The following is a 12,338-nucleotide window of genomic DNA, read 5'->3' on the forward strand; positions in this document are numbered from 1 at the left end:
AATCATCGTGTACCGGCAAGCTGGGCGAACGCTGTGAGCGCCCTAGCGCGGCTTGGCCAGCGGGAAGGGCAGGGTCTCGCGGATGCTTCGGCCGGTGATCGTCATGACCACTCGGTCCACCCCCATACCGAGCCCACCGGTCGGCGGCATCGCGTACTCCATGGCCTGAAGGAAGTCCTCGTCGAGTTCCATCGCCTCCGGGTCCCCGCCGGCCGCCAGCAGTGACTGCTCGAGCAGACGACGGCGCTGCTCGACCGGATCGGTCAACTCGCTGTAGGCCGTGCCGAGTTCGACGCCCCAGGCGACCAGATCCCACCGCTCAGCCAGTCCGGCCGTGTTGCGGTGCGGACGGGTCAACGGCGACACCGAGGTCGGAAAGTCCTTGTAGAATGTCGGTTCTTCGGTGCGCTCCTCGACAAGCCGCTCATACAGCTCGAGCACCACGGCGCCAGCGTCCCAATGTGTCAGGTACGGGACCCCGGCGCGGTCGCAGAGCCGCCGCAGCGTGCTCAGCTCGGTGCCGGCGTCGATCTGCTCACCCAGGACCTCCGACACCGCCGAGTGCACGGTCTTGACCGGCCACGGTCCGGAGATGTCGACGGGGGCCAACGTGCCGTCAGCGCGTGGACGCATCACCACGCACTCGCGGTTGGCGGCGACCGCGGCGTTCTGGATCAGCTCCCGGCAACCGTCCACCCACGTCATGTAGTCGGCGTGCGCCTGGTATGCCTCCAGCAGGGTGAACTCTGGATTGTGGCTGAAGTCGACGCCCTCGTTGCGGAACGCCCGCCCCAACTCGAACACTCGCTCGACGCCGCCCACGCACAGCCGCTTGAGATACAACTCGGGCGCGATGCGCAGATACAGGTCGAGGTCGTAGGCATTGATGTGGGTGAGAAACGGCCGAGCGTTCGCACCGCCGTGGATCTGCTGCAAGATCGGCGTCTCGACTTCCACAAAACCCTTGGCGGTCAACGTTTCCCGGATCGCATGCAGCACGTGGCTGCGCGCGGCGATAAGATCCCGTGCCTCGCGGTTGATCGCGAGGTCCACGTAGCGGGCGCGCACCCGCGCCTCCGGGTCGGTGAGGCCTTTCCACTTGTCCGGCAGCGGGCGAAGGCACTTGCCGGTCAGTCGCCATCGGGTGACCAGCAGGGAGCGGGTGCCGTTCTTGCTGTAGCCCATGGTCCCGGTGACCTCGACCAGGTCGCCCAGATCGATAGCAGCGTCGAAGTCCGCGGTCGAGCTCCCGTCGAGCTGCGAATTGTCAAGAAGCAATTGGACATCGGCGGACCAGTCGCGCAGGTCGGCGAACAGCACACCGCCGTAGTCGCGGACCCGCAATACCCGCCCGGCCACGGTTACGGTCGCGTCGTCGGTTTCGTCGAGCGCCTGTGCGATCGTGTGGCTGGGCGGCCGGCCGACCGGATAGGGGTCCACGCCTTCGCGTTGGAGCGCGGCCAGCTTGCCCATCCGCACCCTGACCTGTTCCGGTACCCGCGGGGGCACATCCGCGACGACGGCCTCGGGCAGGGCGGCGACGTCAGGCGCCGTGCCGTCGTGGTGCAGCGCGCCGGTGGCCACCACCTGAGTGGGGGCGTGCGTGTGCTGCCCGGTGTGCTGCCGATTGCGCCGCGAAAACGGCAGCACCAGAAAGCCTTCCGCGATCACCGACGCCACGCCGACGCGGGGGATCAGCCGCGCGTCCTCATAGCACGCGTAGCGGGGCACCCAGTGCGGTTGGTATTTCATGTTGGACCGGTACAGCGTTTCCAGCTGCCACCACCGCGAGAAGAACACCAGCAGGGCCCGCCACAGCCGGGCGACGGGGCCGGCGCCAAGCCGGGCGCCCTCCTCGAACGCTGACCGAAACATCGCGAAGTTCAACGAAATCCGGGTGATTCCAAATCGCTCGGCTTGCATGTTGAGTTCGCTGACCATCAATTCGATGGTTCCGTTCGGGGATTGCGGGGAACGGCGCATCAGATCCAGCGACACCCCGGTGCTGCCCCACGGCACCAGCGACAGCATGGCCACCACGTCACCGTCGGCGTCGACCGCCTCGACGAGCAGGCAGTCGCCGTCGGCGCTGTCGCCCAGGCGGCCGAGCGCCATGGAGAAGCCGCGTTCGGTTTCGGTGTCACGCCAATCATCTGCTCGCGCAATTACTTTCGCCATTTCGTCGGCGGAGATGTCACGGTGCCGGCGGATGCGCACCGTCAGCCCGGCGCGACGGGCTCGCGTCACAGCCTGCCGGACCGCACGCATGCTGGGTCCCGACAGCCGGAAGCTGTCGGGATAGAGAATCGCCTCGTCGCCGAGCTGCAGCGCATTAAGCCCGGCCGCCCGGAACGCCTCGGCCCCTTGGGAGCTGGCGCCCATGACGCCCGGTGCCCACCCGTACCGCTGGCACAGCTGCAGCCACGCGTCGATGGCCGCCGGCCAGGCCCGTGGATCGCCGACCGGGTCGCCGCTGGCCAAGCACACGCCCACCTCGACGCGATAGGTGATCGCGGCGCGCCCGTTCTGGGCGAAGACCACCGCCTTGTCGCGACGGGTGGCGAAGTAGCCCAGCGAATCGTTCTTGCCGTACACCTCGAGCAGGCCACGGATGGCCGACTCGTCCTCGCCGGTGAGCGCGTTGTCGGCGCGCTGCGACTGAAACAGCACGATGGCGGCTGCCATCAACGCGACGGCGCCGAACAAGCCGAACAGCGTGTTGAGCACGACATGCGGGTGACCGGTGAAGAAGTCCGGGTCGGCGATCGCGAACACACTGACCCGGTTCAGTGCGTACGCCAGCCGCTGATCGGCTGGCACCGTGCCGGGGAACGCCTCGAGCAACGCCCACGCCAGCAGGGTGCCGAGCACCATCCCGGCCACGAGGACACCCGCGGCCTTCCATACCGCGCCGCGGCGCACCCGCGCGTAGAACTCCCGGTACGAAAGCACCAGCGCCGCGATCGCGGCAAGGTGCAGCCCCAAGCCGACAAGCTCGCCGGACACCTCGAACCGGTTTTCCTCGCCCGACACGATGTCGCCCACGTTCCATCCCGCCGCGAACACCAGGTTGAGCACCAGAAGCCACCACGCGATCCGTTTGCGGGCGGCCAGCGCGGCAGCCAGCAGCGCAAGCACGAAGGACCAGGCGAAGCTGGTGTCGGGGAAGTTGAAGACGTAGTTGTCGATGAATTCGCGTGGTACCCGGATGACCCAGCGCACCAGCGGCGACAGGCTGGCCAACAGCGACAACGTGGCGATGACGCCCACCACCCAGCCCGCGATGGCAGGCATCCAGGAGAGTCGGGAAGACGGCCGCGTCGTCGTGAGGGTCATCAGCGGCGAGGATATTCGCTCAACGCGGGAATACGGGGGATCTCGCGGCTGTTAGTCGGCTGATAGAGATCAGGTCATGCCTGCTAGACTGCATGCGCGACCGTTCCTGAGCGCTCTCAGGGACAGCAAGTGGAGTCCCGCTCCCACCGTTGGCCACACCGGCTCAACGGTCCGGTCACCCGCCCGAAAGGGTGTGTTCCGCGTTTCTCGCGGGCGGCGTCACGCCGCGATCGGTCGGTATCGGGCCCCGCATCAGACGGGGCTCTTTTGCTGACGGCGAGGCCTCGACTGCTGTCTTCTGAATCCGCGTTCACGAACCGCGTCGTAAGGACACAATATGTACGACCCAGGGAGGCCACATCACCACTGAGACCCGCGTCAACGAGCGCATTCGAGTTCCAGAAGTCCGTCTGATAGGACCCGGCGGCGAGCAGGTAGGGATTGTGCGCATCGAAGACGCACTCCGCGTCGCCGCGGATGCCGATCTCGACCTTGTCGAAGTAGCCCCCGACGCCAAGCCGCCGGTCTGCAAGATCATGGACTACGGCAAGTTCAAGTACGAGACGGCCCAGAAGGCGCGCGAGTCTCGCAAGAACCAGCAGCAAACCGTCGTCAAAGAGCAGAAGCTGCGTCCCAAGATCGACCCGCATGATTACGAGACCAAGAAGGGTCACGTCATCCGCTTCCTGGAAGCCGGCTCGAAGGTCAAGGTGACGATCATGTTCCGCGGCCGCGAACAGTCCCGCCCCGAGCTGGGCTACCGGCTGTTGCAGCGGCTGGGCGCAGACGTCGCCGACTACGGCTTCGTCGAGACCTCGGCCAAGCAGGATGGCCGCAACATGACGATGGTGCTGGCGCCGCACCGCGGTGCGAAGACTCGGGCGCGCGCGGCGCAACAGGCCAGCGGTCAGCCGAATGGCCAGCCAGACACCACCGAAACTTCACAGAACTGAGGACAAATGCCCAAGGCCAAGACCCACAGCGGAGCGTCGAAGCGGTTCCGGCGCACCGGAACCGGCAAGATCGTGCGTCAGCGGGCCAACCGTCGCCACCTCTTCGAGCACAAGCCCACGACGCGGACGCGACGGCTTGAAGGCCGCGTCACGGTGTCCACCAAGGACGCCGGCCGGATTCGGAAGTTGTTGAACGGCTGAGCAATCCGCACCCCACAGGGAGCGACGTCGGCCCGAACGACCATTTCCTCTGATTCCTCTACACGAACGAGATAGGACCAACAAGCCATGGCACGCGTGAAGCGGGCGGTCAACGCCCACAAGAAGCGGCGCACCATCCTCAAAGCCTCCAAGGGCTACCGCGGCCAGCGGTCTCGGCTGTACCGGAAAGCCAAAGAACAGCAGCTGCGTTCGCTCAACTACGCCTACCGCGACCGTCGGGCGCGCAAGGGCGAGTTCCGCAAGCTGTGGATCTCCCGGATCAACGCGGCCGCCCGCGCCAACGACATCACCTACAACCGGTTCATCCAAGGCCTCAAGACGGCCGGCGTGGAGGTCGACCGCAAGAACCTGGCCGAGATCGCAGTGAGCGATCCGGCGGCATTCACCGCGCTGGTGGCCGTTGCGAAAGCCGCGCTGCCTGACGATGTCAACGCTCCGACGTCCGGCGAGGCCGCCTGAGGCCGGTCCTCACCGAACGCTCGTCGCGGGTGACCGCGGCGGCGAAGTTGCACCGCCACGTCGCCCGTCAGCGGGCCGGGCGGTTCCTCGCCGAAGGACCGAACCTCGTCGCGGCGGCGTTGCGTCAGGGGACGGCGCGCGAATTGTTCGTCACCGAGGCCGCTGCTTCGCGGTTCCGCGCCCTGCTCGACAGCGCCGATGTGCCAGTCCATCTGGTGACTGATCGCGCCGCAAAAGCCTTGTCGGACACCGTTACTCAGATAGGTCTGGTGGCGGTGTGCGAGCGTCGGGCGGTGTCGCTGTCCGATGTCCTCGCCGAGCAGCCGCCGCGGGTCGTCGTCGCTGTCGGGGTCTCTGAACCCGGCAATGCCGGCACGCTGGTCCGGCTCGCCGACGCATTGGGCGCGGCCGCGGTGGTCCTGTCGGGCCACAGTGTCGATCCGTACAACGCGAAGTGCCTGCGGGCTTCCGCCGGCAGCGTGTTCACGATCCCGGTAGTCGTGGAGCCGGATCCCGCGGCGGTGATCGACGCGTTGCACGAGGCGGCCCTGCAGGTGTTCGCGACGACGCTCGACGGCGAGGTCACCCTCGACGAGGCGGAGACGGCGCTCGCGGCGCCGACCGCGTGGCTGTTCGGTTCCGAAGCACACGGGTTGGCGCCGGAGATCGCAGAACGTGCCGACCGGCGCGTGCGGATACCGATGTCCGGCGGTGCCGAAAGCCTCAACGTTGCTGCCGCAGCGGCGATTTGCCTGTATATGACGGCACGGGTGCAGCGGCTGCACCGCCGCTAAGCAGCCCGGCTTCGCCCCCGTGCAGGCCGCAGCCCGGCCAGTGAAAACGTGCTGTGCACCAGCGACCCGGCACGCTCGACGATTGTCTTACGGCGGGGGACGTAGTGCATCGGCAGGCCACGCCGGTCGCGAGGCGGCCCCATGAAGGCCGGCGCCTCAACCAGCGGCGCGTCTGCGGGCAATTTGCCGGCCGCACGCTTGTAGGCCGCCACGGCCCGCGGATGTAGCCGAATCTCCTCGGGTACCACCACGAACAGTGCTTCGACGGCCTTGCCGAAAAGCCGCAGCAGGATCTCGTCGCCGGGGGTCCAGCGCATGCCGGCCTTCTCGCGCACCGCCGGGTCGAACAGCCCGGCCGCAATCCAGCGTTGCCCCGCGATCAGGGGTTTGAACATCTGATCCCACACGGGCGTGGGCAGCAACACGAATTTCGGCTTGGGGATGCGGATGTCGAAGATGTCGCGCGCCGCCTGGTTCATCTCCAGTTCCTCGCGGCACACCCGGTCCCAGTACTGCTGGAATTCTTCCCAGGTCTTGGGCACGGGGCGCATGCTCATGCCGTACATGCGGTACCACCGCACGTGCTCGTCGAACAGCTGGCGCTTCTCGGCCTCGGTCAGCCCACCGCAGAAGTATTCGGCCGTCTTGAGCACCAGCATGAAAAACGTGGCGTGCGCCCAGTAGAACGTTTCCGGGTTCAGCGCGTGATAGCGACGGCCCTCGGCGTCGACGCCCTTGATGGTCTTGTGGTAGCTGCGGACCTGCTCGCCGGTCTGGCGCGCCCGGTCTCCGTCGTACACCACGCCCATGATCGGGTACACCGACCGGGCCACCCGCTGCAGCGGTTCGCGCAACACGATCGAGTGCTCCTCGACGCCCGCACCGAGCTCGGGGTACATGGTCTGCAGGGCGCCGATCCACACGCCCATCATTCCGGTACGCAGGTCACCGAAGTACTTCCACGTCAGCGAATCGGGTCCGAGCGGGTCGACGTCGGAGTTCGGGGACGAACCGGTAATGGATGGCGCGCGCACGCTTCCTCCTGAGAACTGCCAGTGTCCCGAGAATAATGTTGACAACACACGTTGTCTACCAGCCTGCGGTGGTGTGTTATTCGCGGGCAATCACCCCGTCGCGGCGCTGTGACCAGGCTGTTTACCCAACCGACTGCGACAGTGAGGCACAGCCGACATTGCTAGCGGTCAGAACCGGCCTCTACGCTGGCGGATGTGCAAGTCGAGCCGTCCGGCGACGCAACCGGCGGCCTCGGGGAAGTTGACGGGTCACCCGATGACCGGCCGGAGCAATCGCCACACAAGCGGGGCGGAGCAGCGGCGTGGCTGACGAACACGAATCACAAACCCGGGGTCATCGCCGCGATCCGTCGCGCCCGTAAAGCCCTGCCGGGCGACCCGCACTTCGGCGACCGGCTGTCGGCGAGCGGGATCGGCGGACCGGCCGCAGCTGCGCGTGCCACGGATCGTCTGCTGGGCGATCGCGACGCGGTGACCCGCGAACTCAGTCTCGGCGCGTTGCAGGTGTGGCAGGCGCTCAGCGAACGCATCACCCGCAAGCCCACGCAGGACGAAGTGACGCTGGTGTTCACCGACTTGGTCGGGTTCTCTCGATGGGCCTTGAAGGCGGGTGACGACGCCACTCTCAAGCTGCTGCGACAAGTGGCGCAGGTCGTGGAACCGCCGCTGCTGGAAGTCGGCGGTCAGGTGGTCAAGCGGATGGGCGACGGCATCATGGCCGTGTTCCCCGACCCGGTCACCGCCATCGCCGCGATCAGCGTCGCCACCGAGGCGCTCAAAAGCATTGAGGTAGAGGGCTACTCGCCCGTGATGCGGGTCGGCATCCACACGGGCCGACCGCAACGGATCGGCTCTGATTGGCTGGGCGTCGACGTCAACATCGCGGCCCGCGTGATGGAATGCGCAGGCAAGGGCGGTGTGCTGGTGTCGGGTGCCACGCTGGAGCGGTTGACACCCGAGCAGCTCGAGCAGCTCGGCGTCTACGCCAAGCGCTTGCGCCGGCCCAGGTTTGCCCACCGGCTCAGCGGGGTACCTCCCGACATCACCATGTATCGGCTGGAAACTCGCAGAGACCTCGCAGCCGCCGATACGCCGAAAAACGGTCGCGCCCAGGAATAGTGGAGTCGATGGTCACGCGAACGCTGTCCACATTGTTTCGCTTGCGGGTCACGCTTGGTTATGCGGGTGCCCTGCTGGCGGTCGCCGTCACGCTGGTGATGCTCGGCCCCTCGGCACAGCACCACGTGATCACCCACATGAGCACGAATCTGCACAATCTCGCCCACTTCCGGCTCGGCACCTTGATCGGCAGCGCGTTCGTCACCGAGACAGGACCCATTTGGGTGTGGTTGCCGGGCCTGGTCAGCTTGCTGGCATTGGCGGAGCTGCTGTGGCGCAGCGGGCGGGTGCTGGTCACCTTCGCCGCAGGGCATGTGGGGGCGACGCTGATCGTTGCGGCAGGGTTGGCCTCGGCCATCAAGCTGGGCTGGCTGCCGATGTCCGTCGCGCACGACCCGGACGTCGGGATCAGCTACGGCGCCGTCGCGATATTGGGTGCGCTCACCGCCGCGATTCCGGCACGCTGGCGGCCGGCCTGGATCGGCTGGTGGGTGTCGGTGGGGCTGCTGGCGGTGTGCGCCAACGCCGACTTCACCGACGGCGGCCACTTCGTGGCGCTGCTGGTCGGCATTGTGCTGTCGCTGCGGTTCCGCACAGTCACACGCTGGACCCGCGTACGCGTGGTGCTGTTCGGGACGGGCGCCGCATTCGGCTATCTGGTTCTGGTGAACACCGGGCTCTCGCTGGTGCTCGCGCCGATCGTCGGGGTCGTAGGCGGGCTCACCGCGCGCTGGATCGCAAGCCGGTGGCGCGTGCGTCGTGCCGCGCCCGAACTGGCCGCTGCGACGACGTAGCGGCACTAAGCGTCGAGGTAGCGGCGCGCCGGCATCACCTATGATCGCCGGGTGGCTGATCAGCCCGTGGACCTCTCGGAAGAAGCACTGGCCAAGGCAGTCAGTGCTGCTCGTCATGCCTTCGATCTGGCTGCCGACCTCGACGCGCTGGCGCGGGCCAAGACCGAACATCTGGGCGACCGCTCGCCCGTGGCACTGGCCCGCCAGGCTCTGGGCAGCCTGCCCAAGACGGATCGCGCCGACGCCGGCCGGCGCGTCAACATCGCACGTGCCGAGGTGCAGCGGGCATACGACGAGCGGCTGGCTGTGCTGCGGGCCGAACGCGACGCCGCTGTGCTCGTCGCCGAACGCATCGACGTCACGCTGCCGTCCACCCGCCAGCCGGTCGGAGCGCGGCACCCGATCACGATTCTCGGTGAGCACGTTGCCGACACGTTCGTCGCGATGGGCTGGGAGGTCGTCGAGGGACCGGAGCTGGAAACGGAGCAGTTCAACTTCGACGCACTGAACTTCCCGCCCGACCACCCGGCGCGCAGCGAACAAGACACGTTCCACGTCGCACCGGACGGTTCGCGCCAAGTGCTGCGCACCCACACGTCGCCTGTGCAGATCCGCGCGCTCCTCGAGCGCGAGCTGCCCGTGTACGTCGTCTCGATCGGGCGCACCTTCCGCACCGACGAACTCGACGCCACGCACACTCCGGTGTTTCACCAGGTCGAGGGGCTTGCCGTGGATCGCGGCCTGACCATGGCGCATCTGCGTGGCACACTCGACGCGTTCGCGCGAGCGGAGTTCGGGCCGCAGGGCCGCACCCGCTTCCGCCCGCACTTCTTCCCGTTCACCGAGCCGTCGGCCGAAGTCGACGTCTGGTTCGCCGGCAAGAAGGGCGGCGCAGGCTGGGTCGAGTGGGGCGGCTGCGGAATGGTGCACCCGAATGTATTGCGCGCCTGCGGGATCGACCCCGACGTCTACTCCGGGTTCGCATTCGGCATGGGCCTGGAGCGCACGCTTCAGTTCCGCAACGGCATCTCGGACATGCGCGACATGGTCGAAGGTGACATCCGCTTCTCGCTGCCGTTCGGGGTAGGAGCCTGATGCGGGTTCCGTACAGCTGGCTGCGCGACGTCGTGCAGGCCGGAGCGCCGGGCTGGGACGTGCCGCCCGACGAGCTCGAGCAAGCGTTGATCCGCATCGGACACGAGGTCGAAGAGATCATCCCGGTGGGCCCCGTCACCGGCCCGCTCACCATCGGCCGCGTCGTCGACATCGAAGAACTCACCGAGTTCAAGAAGCCGATCCGCGCGGTGAAGGTGGATGTGGGTGAGGACGATCCTCGCGACATCGTCTGCGGCGCAACAAATTTCGCGGTCGGCGAGCTGGTGGTCGTGGCACTTCCCGGTACGGTGCTGCCGGGTGATTTCACGATTGGGTCGCGCAAGACTTACGGGCGGATCTCCGACGGCATGATCTGCTCGGCGGCCGAGCTGCGCCTGGGCGTCGACCACAGCGGGATCATGGTGCTGCCCGAGGGCACGGCATCGCCCGGTGACGACGCGGTGGCAGTCCTGGGACTCGACGATGTGGTGTTTCATCTTGCGATCACCCCCGACCGCGGCTACTGCTTGTCGGTGCGCGGCCTGGCCCGCGAGATTGCGTGCGCCTACGACCTCGACTTCGTCGACCCGGCCGACGTGCCGACGCTACCCGCCGAGGGCGAGGCCTGGCCGTTGAGCATCGACCCCGCAACGGGTGTGCGGCGGTTCGCGCTGCGTCCGGTGACCGACATCGACGCGGCCGCGGTGTCGCCGTGGTGGTTGCGCCGGCGGCTTCTGCTGTGCGGGATCCGGCCGATCTCGCCGGCCGTCGACGTGACCAACTACGTGATGCTCGAGCTCGGCCATCCCATGCACGCGCATGACAGCAACCGGATCACCGGCGGACTGCGTGTGCGGTTCGCACGAGAAGGCGAGACCGTCGTCACCCTCGACGACATCGAACGGCGGCTGACCGCACAAGACGTGTTGATCGTCGACGACGTCGCCACCGCGGCGATCGGCGGCGTGATGGGCGCCGGCACCACCGAGATGCGCGACGACTCCACCGACGTGCTGCTCGAGGCTGCCGTTTGGGACCCCGCCGCCGTGTCGCGCACGCAGCGCCGACTGCATCTGCCCAGCGAGTCCGCGCGCCGTTACGAGCGTTCCGTCGACCCGGCTATCTCCGTGGCGGCTCTGGACCGCGCGTCGGCGTTGCTGGCCGAAATCGCAGGTGGCACAGTGCAACCCAAGCTCACCGACTGGCGCGGTGAGCCGCCCCGCGACGACTGGTCGATGCCGCCCATCGACATGGCCGCCGATCTGCCCGACCGCATGGCAGGGGTGAGCTACCCCGACGGTGCCACGCGGCGGCGCCTGGAGCAGATCGGCGCAACCGTGACGTCGCGCGACGCAACACTGACCGTGACGCCGCCGAGCTGGCGGCCAGATCTTCTGCAGCGGGCCGACCTCGTCGAGGAGGTGCTGCGGCTGGAGGGGCTCGAGCTGATTCCGTCGGTGATGCCGCTGGCGCCGCCCGGCCGCGGACTGACGGCCGGGCAGAAACGCCGCCGGGCGATCAGCAAGTCGCTCGCGCTGTCCGGCTACATCGAGGTGTTGCCGTCGCCGTTTCTGCCCGCGGGCGTGTTCGACCAGTGGGGTCTGCCTGACGACGATCCGCGACGCGTCACGGCCAAGGTGCTCAACCCGCTGGAGGCCGACCGCCCAGAGTTGGCGACGACGCTGCTGCCGGGACTCTTGGAAGCGTTGAGCCGCAACGTGTCTCGCGGCTTCGTCGACGTCTCGCTGTTCGCGGTCGAGCAGGTGGTGTTGCCGACGGAGCGCACCCGGGCGAGCGACCCGCTGCCGGTGGATCGCCGCCCGACCGACGCGGAGATCGCCGCGCTCGACGACTCGCTGCCGCGCCAACCGCAGCATGTCGCTGCGGTGATGGCCGGACTGCGCGAGCCGCGCGGGCCGTGGGGGCCGGGCCGGCCGGTGGAAGCGGCCGACGCGTTCGAGGTAGTGCGCACGGTGGCGCGAGCGGCCGGTGTGGAGCTGACGCTGCGCGCGGCTCAACAGCTGCCGTGGCATCCGGGCCGGTGTGCGCAAGTACTGGTCGGGCACACGGTCGTCGGGTATGCGGGCCAACTGCATCCGGCGGTGGTGGAGCGCAGCGGATTGCCGAAGGGCACCTGCGCAGTTGAGCTGGATCTCGACGCGATCCCGATCGCCGAGTCGCTGCCGGCGCCGACGGTCTCGCCGTTCCCGGCGGTGTTCCAGGACGTCAGCCTCGTCGTCGCGACCGATGTCGCCGCCCAAGCCGTGATCGACGCGCTGCGGGAAGGCGCCGGCGAGCTGCTGGAGGACATCCAGCTGTTCGACGTCTACACCGGCCCGCAGATCGGCGAGGGCCGCAAGTCGCTGACGCTGGCGCTGCGGTTCCGGGCCGCCGACCGCACGCTGACCGAGGAAGAGGCCTCGGCGGCGCGGCAGTCAGCGGTGCGCCGCGCCGCCGAGCAGGTTGGGGCGGTCCAGCGCGGCTGACGCCCGTTCCCTGCCGCGAGCGGGCGTGTCTGCACCACGACACGCC

The 12,338-nt window shown here is 68.0% G+C and carries 10 protein-coding genes; 8 read left to right on the plus strand and 2 right to left on the minus strand.

Annotated features, from left to right (window positions below):
• Window positions 1–42: 42 nt before the first annotated feature.
• Window positions 43–3,336 carry a bifunctional lysylphosphatidylglycerol synthetase/lysine--tRNA ligase LysX gene (gene lysX / locus AC5Y39_RS18100; protein WP_500020549.1) on the minus strand — a complete coding sequence of 1,098 codons (3,294 nt, stop codon included), beginning with the start codon at window positions 3,334–3,336 and terminating at the stop codon, window positions 43–45.
• Between the two features lie 359 nt (window positions 3,337–3,695).
• On the opposite strand from lysX, the gene infC reads away from it, so the two are divergent.
• The 4 genes from infC to AC5Y39_RS18120 all read left to right on the plus strand — a co-directional run bounded on the left by infC (window position 3,696) and on the right by AC5Y39_RS18120 (window position 5,764).
• On the plus strand, window positions 3,696–4,289 hold the full coding sequence (gene infC, locus AC5Y39_RS18105) for a translation initiation factor IF-3 (RefSeq protein WP_499910135.1): 594 nt from the start codon (window positions 3,696–3,698) through the stop codon (window positions 4,287–4,289).
• Window positions 4,290–4,295: 6 nt separating this feature from the next.
• Complete coding sequence (rpmI, locus tag AC5Y39_RS18110) at window positions 4,296–4,490, plus strand: 50S ribosomal protein L35 (protein WP_500020551.1); 195 nt, start codon at window positions 4,296–4,298, stop codon at window positions 4,488–4,490.
• Window positions 4,491–4,577: 87 nt separating this feature from the next.
• Window positions 4,578–4,970, plus strand: coding sequence for a 50S ribosomal protein L20 (gene rplT / locus AC5Y39_RS18115; RefSeq protein WP_499964011.1), 393 nt, complete (start codon window positions 4,578–4,580; stop codon window positions 4,968–4,970).
• Entirely contained in the window at window positions 4,967–5,764 is a 798-nt protein-coding gene (locus tag AC5Y39_RS18120; protein ID WP_500020609.1) for a TrmH family RNA methyltransferase, read from the plus strand. The genes rplT and AC5Y39_RS18120 overlap by 4 nt, the downstream gene beginning before the upstream one ends.
• Here the strand turns inward: AC5Y39_RS18120 and AC5Y39_RS18125 are convergent.
• Window positions 5,761–6,783 carry an oxygenase MpaB family protein gene (locus AC5Y39_RS18125; protein ID WP_499910139.1) on the minus strand — a complete coding sequence of 341 codons (1,023 nt, stop codon included), beginning with the start codon at window positions 6,781–6,783 and terminating at the stop codon, window positions 5,761–5,763. The two genes, AC5Y39_RS18120 and AC5Y39_RS18125, sit on opposite strands and share 4 nt — an antisense overlap.
• Before the next feature lie 210 nt (window positions 6,784–6,993).
• Here AC5Y39_RS18125 and AC5Y39_RS18130 point away from each other — a divergent pair, with 210 nt between their 5' ends.
• Genes AC5Y39_RS18130 through pheT form a run of 4 tightly spaced genes read left to right on the plus strand, consistent with a single transcriptional unit; the run spans window position 6,994 to window position 12,292 of the window.
• Window positions 6,994–7,917 (plus strand): adenylate/guanylate cyclase domain-containing protein, encoded by a 924-nt coding sequence (locus tag AC5Y39_RS18130; protein WP_500020553.1) that lies wholly within the window; start codon window positions 6,994–6,996, stop codon window positions 7,915–7,917.
• 8 nt (window positions 7,918–7,925) lie between these two features.
• Complete coding sequence (locus AC5Y39_RS18135; RefSeq protein WP_500020554.1) at window positions 7,926–8,711, plus strand: rhomboid-like protein; 786 nt, start codon at window positions 7,926–7,928, stop codon at window positions 8,709–8,711.
• A 51-nt stretch (window positions 8,712–8,762) separates the two neighbouring features.
• Entirely contained in the window at window positions 8,763–9,806 is a 1,044-nt protein-coding gene (pheS, locus tag AC5Y39_RS18140; RefSeq protein ID WP_500020556.1) for a phenylalanine--tRNA ligase subunit alpha, read from the plus strand.
• On the plus strand, window positions 9,806–12,292 hold the full coding sequence (gene pheT / locus AC5Y39_RS18145; protein WP_500020558.1) for a phenylalanine--tRNA ligase subunit beta: 2,487 nt from the start codon (window positions 9,806–9,808) through the stop codon (window positions 12,290–12,292). Before pheS ends, pheT begins: the two co-directional genes overlap by 1 nt.
• The last annotated feature ends 46 nt before the right edge of the window (window positions 12,293–12,338 follow it).

It is taken from the genome of Mycobacterium sp. NGS39 (assembly GCF_059812765.1).

What these genes read in the sequence shown, in the direction of transcription:
- rpmI (WP_500020551.1), top strand. Translation starts at nt 4,296, where the DNA reads ATGCCCAAGGCCAAGACCCACAGCGGAGCGTCGAAGCGGTTCCGGCGC.
- lysX (WP_500020549.1), bottom strand. Translation starts at nt 3,336, where the DNA reads ATGACCCTCACGACGACGCGGCCGTCTTCCCGACTCTCCTGGATGCCT.
- rplT (WP_499964011.1), top strand. Translation starts at nt 4,578, where the DNA reads ATGGCACGCGTGAAGCGGGCGGTCAACGCCCACAAGAAGCGGCGCACC.
- pheT (WP_500020558.1), top strand. Translation starts at nt 9,806, where the DNA reads ATGCGGGTTCCGTACAGCTGGCTGCGCGACGTCGTGCAGGCCGGAGCG.
- AC5Y39_RS18135 (WP_500020554.1), top strand. Translation starts at nt 7,926, where the DNA reads ATGGTCACGCGAACGCTGTCCACATTGTTTCGCTTGCGGGTCACGCTT.